Origin of the sequence: Hymenobacter edaphi (genome assembly GCF_003258365.1) — a bacterium.
Classification (GTDB): domain Bacteria; phylum Bacteroidota; class Bacteroidia; order Cytophagales; family Hymenobacteraceae; genus Solirubrum; species Solirubrum edaphi.
In genome coordinates this window covers 1,843,653-1,859,509 of the sequence record NZ_QHKM01000001.1, presented here as the reverse complement: position 1 = coordinate 1,859,509, position 15,857 = coordinate 1,843,653, and the positions used below count along the sequence as shown (strand labels likewise).

Genomic DNA, 15,857 nt, shown 5'->3' with positions numbered 1-15,857 from the left:
ATGAGGTTTGCTACCCGCTGTTTGTGTGAATAGATTATAAATTCGTTATTTGGCAACTTGCTCTGACATCTGAATAATAGACGTATGAACGACATTCCAAGAAATAAAAATACTGAGCATCAGTTTACTGCTTTTGTGGATTATCACTTGAGCTTTCCTAGATACCTTGGGAGCTATAAGCGTAGCTTTGATATTTTAATGAAAGACGTTTTGGACTCAGGGTACCATGTGGATTCTGTGGCTTATCCTCTTCTATTTATTGCAAGGCATTGTATAGAGCTGGGGTTGAAGACAAATATAAGATACTTTGCGAAGTACTCTGGAAAAGATGATTTTACTGTTGCAGGTACACATGATTTAGAAACGCTTTTTAGAGCTTTTAAAATGCATGTATATGAGTCGATAGTGAAGTTGAGTGAAAAACATGGTATTAAAGTAGAGAAAGAGGATAAAAAGGCATTTGATGAATTGTGTCTAGAAGTAGAGTCGCTTAAAGATGTTTTTCATGCATTGGATAAAAACTCGGATGCGTTTAGGTATCCTGTAGATAAGCAGCAAAATCCATCTTTTAAAGAAGGAGTTAAGCTAAATGTGTTAGATGTTAATGAATTACTTGAGAAAAGTATGATATTGTTTTTTCATACATCTGATGTATTTGCAAAATATACAGATTATGCTGATATGATCGATAAAATGTATGAGGATACCATGCGGGAGCAGTATGAGCAGGGTATGCAATTTTAAGTATCCTAATATTTGAATAGCAGTCAATATGGAATCTTGTGAATTTTCGGAAACGCAGTTTTCGTTTTGTTACACATTTGAATATGTGCGACAATTTCTTCCTTTTGTTCCTCTTCCAATTTTTCCGAATACCGTAGAGGAAGGTCGGGTAGGTGGCGGTTATGATGTGGAAATAGCTGGCAGTTTGTATTTTCAATTTAAAATACCTACTTATCACGATAAGGTTTCTAATTTCTTTAGAAAACATTGGGATGTGTATGGTCATGATTATTACAAAATAAAGCTCAATACAGATGGTGAGCAATTTAAGTTATTAAAGGATTTGAAAAGATTAAGCCTTGGTAATAGGGTTTTTTATGCTACTCCTGAGTTTTGGCAAATACCCGCGTTGTCTTCGCATTACAGTGGAGACCGTGTCTTAGCTAATTCTGCGTTATTCGCTATAGAGGATCTGCCTGCACACGGTAGTGGCTACCATCATTTGATTTATAGCCCACGTCACAGCTTGGGTAGGCTTTTCTCAGATCCTACTGATGTTAAAAAACTCAAGAATGTTAATCCTTTCGAGCTACTTGTAGATTCTGGTAAGCCAGAGACTATATATTCACAGGCTAGAAGAATCAGTATTATGTTGCGTGAGCGGCAGTTTATAAGCTCTGAAATGTTCGAGCTTAATGATAATAACCCTGTTCAGCTAGTCAAGGGTGTTTACTCAATACTTATGACGCATTATGATATTCACTGGTTTCCGGTTATTTCACGTCGCCAACGAGCTCGGTTCTAAATAGTTTAACAGTAGCATAAAGTATATGTGGTGAGAAATTTTGCAGGCTTTATTAGAGTAAAGCTGACCCACCATGCCCAAATCCTAAAGCTTTATGCTAAGATCGTAGAATGTTGGCACGGGAAAAATGGTGAACTAGTGGACGCCAAAAGTGCCTAGCACCGCCCCGTGGCGCCGGCCCGTATAGCGGCCGGCTTCCCCGCTGCTGTCGTAGCGGGGGCCGCGGGGTGCGGCAGCCCGTCCCGATGAACCTGCGCATTGTACTTTCTTCGCTTCTCACCGCCCTGCTGCTGACGGCCTTCCGCGCCGACCAGCCCGCGGCCGTGCAACTGCTGCGCCTGCGCTGCGAGCTGCTCACCAACCCTGAAGGCATCGACGCCACCGCCCCGCGCCTGAGCTGGGAGCTTAGCGGTGCGGCCCGCGGCCTGGAGCAAACCGCCTACCAGGTGCTGGTGGCCTCCTCGCCCGACAAGCTGGCCGCCGACGAGGGCGACCTGTGGAACTCCGGCCAGGTCACGTCCGGGCAGTCGGTGCACGTGCGCTACGCCGGCCAGCCGCTGCGCAGCCGCACCCGCTGCTACTGGAAGGTGCGCACCTGGACCAGCCAGGGCGCCACAGCCTGGAGCGCGCCGGCCGCCTGGAGCATGGGCCTGCTCAACTACCTCGACTGGAAAGGCCGCTGGATCGGCTTCGACCGTGCCTTTCCCTGGGACAAGGAGGAAAGCCACGCCCGCCTCTCGGCCCGCTACTTCCGCAAGGAGTTCCAGGCCGCCAAGCCCATCCGCCAGGCCACGGCCTACATCATCGGGCTGGGCCTCTACGAGCTGCACCTGAACGGGCAGCGGGTAGGGGAGCAGGTGCTGGCCCCCGGCCCCACTGACTACACCCAGGGCGTGAAGTACAGCACCTACGACGTGACCAGCCTGCTGAAAGCCGGCCCCAACGCGGTGGGCGTGACCCTGGGCAACGGCCGCTTCTACGCCATGCGCCAGAACTACAAGCCCTACAAAATCAAGACCTTCGGCTACCCCAAGCTGCTCATGCAGATTGAGGTGACCTACGCCGACGGCTCGCGCGACATCGTCAAGACCGACGACACCTGGCAGGGCACCGCCGACGGCCCCATCCGCACCAACAACGAGTACGACGGCGAGGAATACGACGCCACCAAGGAAATGCCCGGCTGGGCCACGGCCGGCTTCGATGCCAAAAGCTGGCTCAAGGCCGAGCTGGTGCAGGAGCCCGGCGGCACCTACGAGGCGCAGATGAACGAGAACATGAAGGTGATGGAAACGCTCCGGCCCGTGGCCATCAAGCCCCTGGCCGGCGGCAAGTACATCCTCGACCTGGGCCAGAACCTGGCCGGCTGGCTGCGCCTGCGCGTGCAGGGCAAGGCCGGCGACCAGGTGACGCTGCGCTTCGCCGAGACCCTGCAGCCCAGCGGCGAGCTGTACGTGCGCAACCTGCGCGACGCCCGCGTGACCGACGTGTACACCTTAAAAGGCGGCGGGCCCGAAACCTGGGAGCCGCGCTTCGTCTACCACGGCTTCCGCTACGTGGAAATCAGCGGCTGGCCCGGCGCGGCGCCCACCCTGGCCGACTTCGACGGCCGCGTGGTGTACGACGATATGCCCACCACCGGCGCGCTGACCACCTCCGACCCGACCATCAACCAGGTGTACCGCAACGCCTACTGGGGCATCCGCAGTAACTACAAGGGCATGCCCGTCGACTGCCCGCAGCGCAACGAGCGGCAGCCCTGGCTCGGCGACCGGACCACCGGGGCCTACGGCGAGAGTTTCGTGTTCGACAACTCCCGCCTCTACGCCAAGTGGCTGCGCGACATCGAGCAGGCCCAGAAAGCCGACGGCAGCATCCCCGACGTGGCCCCCGCCTTCTGGCGCTACTACGGCGACAACGTGACCTGGCCCGGCACCTACCTCACCGTGGCCGACATGCTCTACCGCCAGTACGGCGACGAGCAGGTGCTGGCCCGTCACTACGACTCCATGCGCCGCTGGCTCGTCTACATGGGCCAGAACTACTCCGAAAACGGCCTCGTCACCAAGGACAAATACGGCGACTGGTGCGTGCCGCCGGAGTCGGAGAAGCTCATCCATTCCAAGGACCCCGCCCGCAACACCGACGGCGTGCTCATTGCCAGCAGCACCTACTACCACATGCTGGACCTCATGCGCGGTTTCGCCGCGACGCTTGGCAAAACCAATGACGCCGACGAGTACACCCAGCAGATGGCCGCGCTGAAAACGGCCTTCAACCAGAAATTCCTGAACCCCGAAAGCTGCCAGTACTCCAATGGCACCGTAACGGCCAACCTGCTGCCCTTGTCCTACGGCATGGTGCCCGCCGAGGCCGAGGCCAAGGTGTTCCAGAACATCGTCGACAAAATCATGGTCGAAAACCAGGGCCACATCAGCACCGGCGTCATCGGCACGCAGTGGCTGATGCGCGGCCTCACCCGGTACGGCCGCCCCGACGTGGCCCTGCGCCTGGCCTCCAACCGTGACTACCCGAGCTGGGGCTACATGGCCGCCAACGGGGCCACCACCATCTGGGAGCTGTGGAACGGCAACACCGCCGACCCGGCCATGAACTCCCAAAACCACGTGATGCTGCTCGGCGACCTGCTGATCTGGCAGTACGAAAACCTGGCCGGCATCAAATCCGCCCCCGACGCGCCGGGCTTTCAGCGCCTGGAAATGAAGCCCACGCCCACCGCCGGCCTGACCTCGGTTTCGGCCTCCTACCAATCGGTGCGCGGCCTGATCAAGAGCAGCTGGAAGCAGGATGCCAAGCGCTTCAGCTGGAACCTGACGGTGCCCGGTAACACCAAGGCGCTGGTGTACATCCCGGCCAAAGACGCGGAGCGGGTGCAGGAAGGCGGCAAGAAAGCCGCGTCCGCGCCGGGCGTGAAGTTTCTGCGCCAGGAAGGCGACCGGGCCGTGTTTGAAGTCGGCTCGGGGGATTATGCTTTCGTGGTGAAATGAGTTTGAACGACCAACCCTAGAACGTCATGCTGAGCTTGTCGAAGCATCTCTACCGCTTCGTCTCAACAGTCAAAAAGAACGTCATGTCGAGCTTGCCGAGACATCTCGCGTGCTGACATCCGAGAGTAACCCCAACGAAAAGAATTGCACCTGACGTCAGCACGCGAGATTGGCTAGCGCCTTCCTTCGGTTCCTCGACTTCGCTCGGAATGACGACCTGATGGCGTGACGTTTAGGATTCCAACACAGAACATGAAGCACACCCTTGCCTTACTACTCGCCAGCGGCCTGACGGTCGGCTGCTCCGTTGCCCAGAACCCGGCGAAAACCGCCCAGAAAAACCCCTGGCAGCGCGCTGTCATCGTGGACGAGTTTATCCAGGAGAAAATGCCCTTCCCGGAAAGCCACGCCGCTACCATTGCTGAGACACCGCAGGGGCTGGTGGCCTCGTGGTTTGGCGGTACTAAGGAGCGTAACCCCGACGTGGGCATCTGGGTGAGCCGGCAGGAAAACGGCCGCTGGACCGCCCCGGTGGAAGTGGCCAACGGGGTGGTGAATGAGACGCTGCGCTACCCGACCTGGAACCCGGTGCTCTACCAGGTGCCCGGCGGCGAGCTGCTGCTGTTCTACAAAATCGGGCCGAAGCCTTCGGACTGGAAGGGCTGGCTGCGCCGCTCGAAGGACAACGGCCGGACCTGGTCGGCGGCCGAGGCGCTGCCGGAGGGCTACATCGGGCCGGTGAAAAACAAGCCGGTGCTGCTCTCGAACGGCACGCTGCTGAGCCCCACCAGCACCGAGGGCAGCGGCGGCTGGCGCGTGCACCTGGAAGCCACCACCGACTTCGGCAAAACCTGGTCGATGATCGGGCCCATCGACAACGGCTCGACCCAGGGCGCAATTCAGCCCAGCATCCTCAAGCACGCCGATGGCCGCCTGCAGCTGCTCTGCCGCAGCCGCGACCGGGCCATTCTGGAGTCGTGGTCCTCGGATCAGGGCAAGACGTGGACGCCGCTGGCCAAGACCACGCTGCCCGGCAACAACTCCGGCACCGACGCGGTGACCTTGCAGGACGGGCGCCAGCTGTTGGTCTACAACCACGTATTGCCGCCCGGCACGCTGGCGAAGGGCCCGCGCACCCCGCTCAACGTCTCGATTTCCAAGGACGGCAAGGAGTGGTACGCGGCTGCTATCCTGGAAGACTCACCCATCAGCCAGTACTCCTACCCCTCGGTGATTCAAACCAAGGACGGCAAGGTGCATTTCGTGTACACCTGGCGCCGCAAGAGCATCAAGCACGCCGTCATCGACCTCAAAAAGCTGAAGCTGGTCAAGATTGAGAATGGCCAGTGGCCGGCCTTGAAGGGCTACACCGCCCCGACGGGCACGGCGGAAATCACCAAGGATTGACGGCCTGACGTTGCGCCTCACCTGCGCCTCACCCCCTAGCCCCCTCTCCGAAAGGAGAGGGAGAACTAGCTCAAAAAAAATTAGCTCCAACACCTCTTCCGTCCGATTCCTTCTGCTCGTCTGGCTCTAGAAAACTAGCAGCTAGTTCCCCCTCTTCTTTTGGGAGAGGGGGCCAGGGGGTGAGGCGCCCAACCGCCCAATGTTCCACAAACTCCGCCTTCTCGCCGCCGGTCTGCTCCTAACGGCCGCCAGTGCCGCCCATGCCCAGACGGCTGATGAGCAGTACCGGGAGCCGCTGCAGCAGGTGCTCGACGAGATTCAGCAGCGCTACGGGGTGAAAATTCGGCCCGACGCGGCCATGGTGAAGGACAAGTACGTGACCTACGCCCAGTGGCGCTTCCGCCCCGACGTGGACGAAACCTTGCGCAACGTGCTGGGCCCGCTCGATTATCAGGCGGCTAAAACGGGTGAGAAGACCTACAAGCTCAAAACCTACCAGTACCACCTGAAAACGCCGGAGGAAGGCGCCGCCCAGCTAAAGGAGCTGGCCGCCCGCTACCACGACCAGGCCAGCTGGGAGCAGCGCCGGGCCGAGCTGCGCGGCTGCATGTGGTCGGCGCTGCGGCTGGCGCCCGTACCCGCGAAGCCGGCGAGCAAGCCCATCGTGACCAACAAGCGCGCGTACGACGGCTACTCGGTGGAAAATGTGGCCCTGGAGACGCTGCCCGGCGTGTACGTCACCGGCTCGTTGTACCGACCTTTGAAGCCCAAGGGCAAGGTGCCGGTCATCATCAGCCCCGACGGCCACTTCGGCGACGGGCGCTACCGGGCCGACGCCCAGAAGCGCTGCGCCACGCTGGCCCGCATGGGCGCCATGGTCTATAGCTACGATCTGTTTGCCTGGGGCGAATCGACCCTGCAGTTTAAGCCGGAGGACCACCGCCGCAGCCTGGCCATGACGGTGCAGGCCCTGAACGGCCTGCGGGCCCTGGACTTCCTGCTCGCCCAGAAAAACGCCGACCCGGCCCGCGTAGCCATTACCGGCGGCTCGGGCGGCGGCAGCCAGACCATGCTGCTCACCGCCCTGGATGAGCGCATCAAAGTCAGCGTGCCGGTGGTGATGCTCTCGACCTACCACAGCGGGGGCTGCCCCTGCGAAAGCGGCATGCCGGTGCACCTCTGCGGGGGCGGCACCAACAACGCCGAGCTGGCCGCTATGGCCGCCCCGCGCCCGATGCTGGCCATTACCGACGGCGGCGACTGGACCGCCCAAACCCCCGACGTGGCCATGCCTTACCTGAAAACCATCTACGGCTACTACGGCCAGCCCGACCGGGTACAGAACGTGCACCTGCCCAAAGAAGGCCACGACTACGGTGCCTCGAAGCGGCAGGCCATGTACAAGTTCATGGCCCAAAACCTGGGCCTGAACCTGCGCATGGCCGAAGACGCTGCCGGCCGGCTGGACGAATCGAAAGTGACTGTGGAAAAGCAGGAGCAGCAGCTGGTGTTCGGCCCGAAAGGGGAGGGGCTGCCGGCTGGTGCCATCCGCAGTTTCGAGGCCCTGCAGGCGCTGTTCAACCAGAACGCGGCGCAGGGACAGGCGCAGAAGAATTAGGCCGCCCGTATGTAGCGCCGAGTTGTCCTCGGCGCCGAGGCGGCACCGCGCCGTCTGCACCTTCCTAACCGCCCAGAACAACGTTGTCGCCTTCGGCGCCAGCGCCGACTGGAAAGTCAGTGCTACACTCAAATCCGACGAATGACTCGCTCGATTCCCGCCAGCCTGCTTCTCGCCGCCAGCCTGCTAACTGCTCCGGCCGTTGCGGCCGACATCTGGGTGGCGCCCAAAGGCTCCGACCGCAACCCCGGCACCGCCGACCAGCCCCTGGCTACGCTCAACATGGCCCTGCGTCAGGCCCGCGACCTGCGCCGCCTCCGCGATGCCTCGGTGCAGAACGGCGTCCACATCTGGGTGCGCGGCGGCGAGTATCGGCTCCAGGAACCCTTGCTTTTCCGCCCCGAAGACGCCGGCACGGCCAGCAGCCCGACCATCATCGAAGCCGCGCCCGGCGAGCAGCCGGTGCTCAGCGGCGGCGCGGCGGTGAGGGGCTGGAAAAAGGCGGCGGGGGCTGTGCCGGGTTTGCCGAAGGCCGTGCAGGGCCAGGTGTGGGTGGCCGATGCGCCCCTGCTGGCCGGCCGCAGCTTCGATTTCCGGCAGCTGTGGGTGAACGGCCGCAAGGCCGTGCGCGCCCGCACGGCCACCGACGACAACCTGCCCCGCCTGCTGCGCTGGGACACCGACCGGCGCGAAGCCTGGATTCCGGCCGCCGCGCTGAGCGGCGTGACGCGGGCCGGGCAGCTGGAAATGGTGCTGCACCAGATGTGGGCCGTGAACGTGCTGCGCGTCAAGTCGGTGACGGTACAGGGCAAGGAAGCCCGCGTGACTTTCCACGAGCCGGAAAGCCGGGTGCAGTTTGAGCACCCCTGGCCCCGGCCCATCATCAACGGCAAAAACGGCAGCTCGGCCTTTTACCTCGCAGGCGCCCCGGAGCTGCTCGACCAGCCCGGCGAGTGGTACTACGACCAGCAGCACCGGCAGGTGCTGTACTGGCCCCGACCTGGCGAAACGATGAGCACGGCCCAAACCGTGGTACCCGCGCTGGAAACCCTGGTGCAGGTGGCCGGCTCCCTCGATGCGCCGGTGAGCCACCTGCAGTTCAAGGGCCTGACCTTCGCCTACACCACCTGGCTGCGCCCCTCCGAGCAGGGCCACGTGCCGCTGCAGGCCGGCATGTATTTGCTCGACGGCTACTCCCTGGCCAAGCCCGGCACGCCCGACAAGGCCGGCCTCGAAAACCAGGCCTGGATTGGCCGCCCGCCCGGCGCCGTGCAGCTCAGCGGCGCCGACCACACCCGCTTCGAGCGCTGCCGCTTCGAGCACCTGGGCGCCTCCGGCCTCGACTACCAGCAGGGCACCCACGACGACGCCATCGTTGGCTGCACCTTCCGCGACGTGGCCGTGAACGGGCTGCAGCTGGGCAAGTTCTCCGACCCCGGCATCGAAACCCACCTGCCCTACAACCCCAAGGACGAGCGGGAAATCTGCAGCAATGAGCTGGTGGAAAACAACCTCTTCACCGACTGCGGCAACGAGGACTGGGGCGCCTGCGCCGTCACGGCCGGCTACGTGCGGCAGACTACCATCCGCCACAACGAAATCAGCCAGGTGCCCTACACCGGCATCAGCCTGGGCTGGGGCTGGACCAAGACGACCAACGCCATGCAGGGCAACCGCGTGAGCCGGAACTACATCCACCACTACGCCCAGCACACCTACGACGTGGCCGGCGTGTACACCCTTTCGGCCCAGCCCGGTACCGTCATCAGCGAAAACCGCATCGACGAAATCGGCCGCGCCGCCTACGTGCACGACCCGGAGCACTGGTTTTACCTCTACCTCGACGAAGGCTCCTCGGGCATCACGGTGCAGGACAACTGGTGCCCGGCGGAGAAATTCCTGGCCAATGCCAACGGCCCGAACAACGTCTGGAAAAACAACGGCCCGATGGTGTCCGACGCCATCAAGCAGGCCGCCGGGCTGGAAGCGGCTTTCCGCGACCTGCGCGGCACGGCGCCGAAAGCGGGTGCTGAACAGAAATCGGTCAAGAGTAAGTAAACCAAGATAGAGCAAAAAGAACGTCATGCTGAGCCCCGCGAAGCATCTCTACCGCTTCGGCTGAACGACTCGAAAAGCCCTGCATGTAAAAGGAAGAAGCCCATCCTCTCATCAGCCAGCTGAATACAACGAAGCGGTAGAGATGCTTCGACAAGCTCAGCATGACACGTGCTGATAATTCGCCCGACATCAACTCCCCCGGATGCCCCACGCTACCCTGAAACGCTTTACCACTGCCGCCGCCGCGCTCCTCACGCTACTGGCCGCCGAAACCACCCAGGCCCAGCAGGCCAGCAAGGCCACCTGGATCTGGTACCCCGGCGACTACGAAATCTGGCTCAGCAACCAGATGCAGAACCGCCGCACCGAGCGCGGCTCCTTTTTCCCGCCCTTCTGGCGGCTGGATAGCCACTACCCGCTCATCGACTTCCACCAGGATTTCGACCTGAAAGAGGCCGAAGAAGTGGAGCTGCGCGCCGAGGGCCAGTACAACGTCAAGCTCGACGGCAGGCTGATAACCGGCTACCCCACGCGCCTCACGGTGCCGGCCGGCAAGCACCGGCTCAATATCAAGGTGTACAACCAGCAGCACGTGCCGGCGGTGTTCGTGCGGGGCAAAACCATCGGGACCGACGGCAAGTGGCTGGTGACCTACGAGGATAAGGAGTGGATTGATGCCTCGGGCAAGGTGTCGGACCAGTCGGGCACCACCTGGCTGACGGCCGGCAGCTGGAACTTCAATGACGTGCAGGCGCTGCCGTCGGCCTTTAAGCTCAAGACCGAGCCGCGGCGGGCTGCCAAGGTCACGCGCAACCCGGACGGCAGTATGCTGGTGGATTTCGGGCGCGAAACCTTCGGCTACGTGCGCCTGCACGGGCTGCAGGGGCAGGGGCCGGCCACGCTGTACTTCGGTGAGTCGAAGGAGGAGGCGCTGAGCGTGGAGGGCTGCGAGACGCTGGAGCGCCTGGAAGTAAACCAGCCCCAGAAGGCCGACAAGCTCACCTCGCTGACCAAAGCTTTCCGCTTCGTGAATATCCGGCCGGAAAAGGGCGTGACCCTGGATTCGGTGTCGATGCTCTACGAGTACGCGCCGCTGACGGAGCGGGGGCGGTTCCGGTGCTCGGACGAGCAGCTCAACAAGATCTGGGACGTGGCCGCCTACACCATGCAGCTGACGAGCCGGGAGTTTTTCATCGACGGCATCAAGCGGGATAGGTGGGTATGGTCGGGCGACGCCTACCAGAGCTACCTGATGAACTACTACCTGTACTTCGACACGCCGACCGTGAACCGGACCACCTTCGCCCTGCGCGGCAAGGACCCGGTGACCAGCCACGTGAACACCATCATGGACTACACCTTCTACTGGTTTATCGGCATCTACGACGCCTACCAGTACTCGGGCGACAAAACCGTGGTGCAGCAGCTCTACCCGCGCATGCAGAGCCTGATGGACTACTGCCTGAGCCGGCGCAACAAGGACGGCTACATGGAAGGCCTGGCCGGCGACTGGGTGTTCATCGACTGGGCCGACGGGCTAAGCAAGAAGGGCGAAGTCAGCTTCGAGCAGCTGCTCCTCTGCCGCAGCCTGGAAAGCATGGCCCTGTGCGCGAATCTGGTGGGCGACCAGGCCGGCGCCCGGAAGTACCAACAGCTGGCGGCTGACCTGAAAGCCAACATCTTCGCCACCTACTGGAACCCCGCGAAAGGTGCCCTGGTGCACAGCCGCATCGGCGGGCAGCCCACGGAGAACGTGACGCGCTACGCCAACATGTTCAGCATCTTCTTCGGCTACCTCAGCGCCGAGCAGCAGCAGCAGGTAAAGCAGTCGGTGCTGCTGAACCCCGCGGTGCCCAAAATCACCACGCCCTACATGCGCTTCTACGAGCTGGAAGCCCTCTGCGCCCTGGGCGAGCAGCCCTACGTGCTCAAGGAAATGAAAAGCTACTGGGGCGGCATGCTCAACGAAGGCGCCACCGCCTTCTGGGAAGAATACGACCCGGCCAAGAAGGGCACCGAGCACCTCTCCATGTACGGCCGGCCCTTCGGCAAAAGCCTCTGCCACGCCTGGGGCGCCAGCCCGATCTACCTGCTGGGCAAGTACTACCTGGGTGTGAAGCCCCTCTCCGCCGGCTACGCCACCTACGAAGTCGTGCCCACGCTCGGCGGCCTGCAGTGGATGGAAGGCTCCGTGCCCACGCCCCAGGGCGACATCACGGTGCGCGCCACGCCCAAGGAGCTAAAAGTGAAAGGCACTACCGGCACCGGGGTTCTGCGCTTCCGCAGCAAATCCAAGCCCAGCGTCAAAGGCGCGAAAATCGAGGCGAAAGGCGGCGGACAATACGAGCTGCAGCTGCAGCCCGGCCGCGAGTACGTGGTGACCTACCAGGCGGTCTGATGCGGTACCGGACGATTGTAGAGACGCAACCTTGCGTCTCGCCGTTGAACGATGACACCGCTCACCCGGCGCGGACGACGAGCCGCAAGGTTGCATCTCTACCGGCGGCCCTGCTGCTCTGGCTGCTCCCGCTGCTGGCTCCCGCCCAGGCCCGCGGCCCCATGTCCATCGTGGAGCTAACCGACTTCGACAAGCGCCTGCAACCGGCCAAGCTGCAGGCCCTCGGCCAGCGCTACCCTGACGTAGACCTGCGCCGCTGGCGCGACGCCAACCACCTCACGCACCTGGTCGCCTACGCCCCCAAAGCCCGCCTCCTGGAGCTGCTGCCGGCACTGAAGCAGGCCTACCCCACGGCCCGCGTCAAGGAGTACGCCGCGCCGTTCTACCGCTTCGAGCGCAGCCGCTGCGCCGACAAAACCACGGCGAAACAGTGGGACAACATCATCCTGACCGCCAGCCTGGTGGCCGACACGGCCAGGCAAAACGAGTACCTGCGCTACCACGCCACGCAGTTCGAGCAGTGGCCCGAGGTGTCGAACGGCTTCTGTAATGCCAGCTTTCAGCAGCTGCTGGTGTTTCGCCGGGGCCGGGAGCTGATGCTGGTCATCAGCATTCCGAAGGGCCAGAGCCTGGACGCCTTGAACCCCAAAACCACCGAAAACAACCCGCGCGTGGACGAGTGGAACCAGCGCATGCGCCAGTACCAGGAAGGCCGCAACGGCGCCAAGCCCGGCGAAGTCTGGGTGTTTCTGCCGCCTCTGCCGCCGCTTGTAGCCAAGCCGAAAACGCCGGTCAGGAAGTAGGGCTTTAGCCCGCGTCCGGCAGAACGGAACCAGTCGGGGCACCTGGCCGCCACACCCTCAACACCAACTCCAAGGGGCGCAAGCGGCTCTTGGCGGACGCGGGCTAAAGCCCGCGCTACACTCAACAAACCACCAACTAATATGCTGAAACTAGGAATACTGGGCCTGGGCGAGGGCAGAAGCACCATGTCGGCCGCCCTGCAAAGCCAGAAGCTGGAGCTGCGCGCCATCTGCGACCGGAACGAGGAGCTGTGCCGCCACCGCGTGGCCGAGTTTCAGTTCCAGGGCCGCGTCACGCAGGAGTATCAGGACCTGCTCGACGACCCGGAAATCGACCTCATTGCCATCTACACCCCCGACCACCTGCACGCCCAGCACGTGGGGCAGGCGCTGCGGGCGGGCAAGCACGTGGTCTGCACCAAGCCCTTCATCGACGACCTTAGCCAGGCCAAAGAGCTGCTGGCGCTGGTGGAGCAAACCGGCAAAAAGGTGTTCGTGGGCCAAAGCTCCCGCTTTTTCGAGCCCATGAAGCGGCAGCGCGCCGACTACGAAGCCGGCCTTATCGGGGAGCTGATAACGGTGGAAAGCTACTACCACGCCGACCACCGCTGGTTTCTGGCCAAAGGCTGGTCCCTGCAGGAGTCGTTCAAGTGGCTCTACGGCGGCCTGAGCCACCCCGTCGACTTCATCCGCTGGTATTTGCCCAACATCGAGGAAGTCATGGGCTACGGCATGCTCAGCTCGAATGGCAAAGAGGGTGGCCTCAAGCACCAGGATACCATGCACTTCATCTTCAAAAGCACCGACGGCCGCGTGGCCCGCGTGAGTGGCTGCTACACCGGCCCGGTACAGCCCGTCACCCGCGACTCGGAAATGAGCTGCGTGCTGCGCGGCACCGAGGGCGCCAGCCAGGGCGACTACATGGACCTGCGCTACGCCATTACCGACCGCACCGGCGAGGAACGCCTCGTGACCTGGGAGCATAAGCTCAAGCACTATTTCCGCTTCGAGGGCAAAAGCCACCACGCCGGCGAGTACCAGAACTACCTCGAATACTTCGCCGACTCCATCACCGACGGCTTCACGGCCTACCCCGACGTGCGCGAAGGCATCGGCACCATCGCCCTGCTCCAGGCCATGGACCGCTCCCTGCAAACCGGCCGCCCGGTGCGGGTGCAGGAGCTGCTCGACGAGCACGGGCTGGCGCTGTAGTTGATAGAACAGCTATATCAGACCGTCATGCTGAGCTTGCCGAAGCATCTCTACCGCACGATTCAACGAAGCGGTAGAGATGCTTCGGCAAGCTCAGCATGACGGTTACTATCGGACGTCAGCCCGCGAGATGTCTCGACTTCGCTCGACATGACGTCCAACGATTACCGCTCCAATTTCCCTTCCCTCCCGAACTAACCCCACCCGCCCGCATGGGAAACAATCTACTCGGCCACCTCAGCCCCTGGGACTACGCCATCGTGGCGGTTTACGTCGTCATCCTCGTGGGCATCGGCTACCGGGCCAGCGCCTCGAAAAAGGAGCAGACCGAAGACTCGCAGTTCTTGGCCAGCAAGTCGCTGGGCTGGGCCAGCATCGGGTTCAACATGTGGGGCACCAACGTGGGGCCGTCGATGCTACTGGCCTTTGCCAGCATCGGCTACAGCACCGGCATCGTGGCGGTGAACTTCGAGTGGTACGCTTTCGTGTTCCTGCTGCTGCTGGCCACCGTGTTTGCCCCGCGCTATTTGGCGGCCCGCGTCAGCACCATGCCGGGCTTTATGGGCCAGCAGTACGGCGGCTCCACTCAGAATATACTGGCCTGGTACGCGCTGATCAAGATTCTGATTTCCTGGCTGTCGTTGGGTTTGTTTTCCGGTGGCGTGCTGGTGCGCCAGATCCTGGGCATTCCCATGTGGCAGTCGGTTATCGTGCTGGTGCTCTTCGCGGGCTTTTTCACCTTCGCCGGCGGCCTCAAGGCTATTGCCAAGGTCAACGTGTTCCAGATGCTGCTGCTCATCGGCGTCTCGCTCACGCTCACCGTCATCGGCGTGCTGAAAGTGGGCGGGCTCACCCAGCTCTGGCACAGCGTACCGGGCCACTACTGGAACCTCGTGCAGCCCGCCTCCGACCCGAAATATCCCTGGTACGCCATCCTGCTGGGCTACCCGGTGTCGGCCGTGGCCTTCTTCTGCACCGATCAGGCCATGGTGCAGTCAGTGCTGGGCGCCAAGAGCCTGGAGCAGGGCCAGCTGGGCGTGAACTTCATCGGCTGGCTGAAAATCCTGTCGCTGCCGCTGTTTATCCTCACCGGCGTACTCTGCTACGTGCTCTTTCCCAATCTGGCCGACCCCAACCAGGCCTACATGACGATGGTGACGAGCCTGTTCCCGGCCGGCATGAAGGGCCTGGTCATCGTGGTGCTGATTGCCGTGCTGGTGGGCACCATCAGCTCCTCGCTGAACGCGCTGAGCACCGTCTTCGCCATGGACGTGTACGCCCGCAACATCAACCCCAACGCCTCCGAAAAAGACGTGGTCCGCGTCGGCCGCCTCACCGTGCTGGTCGGCTGCGCCTTTGCCGTGCTCATGGCCCTGGCCATCGACGCGGTGAAGGGTCTGAACCTGTTCGACGTATTCCAGGCCGTGCTCGGCTTCATCGCGCCGCCGCTCTCGGCCGTGTTCCTGCTGACGGTGTTCTGGCCACGCACCACCCGCCGGGCCGTCAACGCCATCTTGTCGGCCGGCTCCGCCTTCAGCCTGGGAGTGGGCGTGCTCTACCTTTGGGTGCTGCCCCCCAGCCGGTACGAGTTCTGGCCGCACTACCTGGTCCTCTCGTTCCTGCTGTTCATGGTGCTGCTGCTGGCCGCCGTCGTCATTTCCCTGCTCGATGGCACCCACCAGCCCCGCGTGCCCTTCGACCGCACCGCCCTACCCGCCACCACGCCGCGGGTGAAGCTGCTTTGGGCCGCGCTGGCCGGGGTGATGGTGGTGCTGTACCTGGTGTTCAACGGGCATTAGCCGGATCATCCGTGCCGCCCGCGTGG

The 15,857-nt window shown here is 62.0% G+C and carries 10 protein-coding genes; all 10 read left to right on the top strand.

All coding sequences use genetic code 11. The features are described 5' to 3' along the window. Positions 1–84: 84 nt before the first annotated feature. The 10 genes from DLM85_RS25735 (at position 85) to DLM85_RS07555 (ending at position 15,831) form a co-directional block, all read left to right on the top strand. Positions 85–744: a hypothetical protein gene (locus DLM85_RS25735; RefSeq protein ID WP_207890971.1), complete on the top strand. Its 660-nt coding sequence runs from the start codon at positions 85–87 to the stop codon at positions 742–744. A gap of 28 nt (positions 745–772) precedes the next feature. Then, positions 773–1,528: a hypothetical protein gene (locus DLM85_RS25010; RefSeq protein ID WP_133256951.1), complete on the top strand. Its 756-nt coding sequence runs from the start codon at positions 773–775 to the stop codon at positions 1,526–1,528. Positions 1,529–1,773: 245 nt separating this feature from the next. Next, positions 1,774–4,536 carry an alpha-L-rhamnosidase gene (locus DLM85_RS07590; protein WP_111477431.1) on the top strand — a complete coding sequence of 921 codons (2,763 nt, stop codon included), beginning with the start codon at positions 1,774–1,776 and terminating at the stop codon, positions 4,534–4,536. A 252-nt stretch (positions 4,537–4,788) separates the two neighbouring features. After that, the gene (locus DLM85_RS07585) at positions 4,789–5,943 is read left to right on the top strand and encodes a sialidase family protein (RefSeq protein ID WP_111477430.1); all 1,155 of its coding nucleotides are present in this window, start codon (positions 4,789–4,791) and stop codon (positions 5,941–5,943) included. Between the two features lie 199 nt (positions 5,944–6,142). Then, entirely contained in the window at positions 6,143–7,561 is a 1,419-nt protein-coding gene (locus DLM85_RS07580) for an alpha/beta hydrolase family protein (RefSeq protein WP_111477429.1), read from the top strand. 141 nt (positions 7,562–7,702) lie between these two features. Then, on the top strand, positions 7,703–9,619 hold the full coding sequence (locus DLM85_RS07575; RefSeq protein WP_111477428.1) for a right-handed parallel beta-helix repeat-containing protein: 1,917 nt from the start codon (positions 7,703–7,705) through the stop codon (positions 9,617–9,619). A gap of 202 nt (positions 9,620–9,821) precedes the next feature. Next, entirely contained in the window at positions 9,822–12,017 is a 2,196-nt protein-coding gene (locus DLM85_RS07570) for an alpha-L-rhamnosidase-related protein (protein ID WP_111477427.1), read from the top strand. A 44-nt stretch (positions 12,018–12,061) separates the two neighbouring features. Then, positions 12,062–12,820, top strand: a complete 759-nt coding sequence (locus tag DLM85_RS07565; protein ID WP_207890970.1) for an L-rhamnose mutarotase — start codon at positions 12,062–12,064, stop codon at positions 12,818–12,820. A gap of 141 nt (positions 12,821–12,961) precedes the next feature. Beyond that, positions 12,962–14,032, top strand: a complete 1,071-nt coding sequence (locus DLM85_RS07560) for a Gfo/Idh/MocA family protein (RefSeq protein WP_111477425.1) — start codon at positions 12,962–12,964, stop codon at positions 14,030–14,032. A 212-nt stretch (positions 14,033–14,244) separates the two neighbouring features. Further along, entirely contained in the window at positions 14,245–15,831 is a 1,587-nt protein-coding gene (locus tag DLM85_RS07555) for a sodium:solute symporter family transporter (protein ID WP_111477424.1), read from the top strand. Positions 15,832–15,857: the final 26 nt, after the last annotated feature.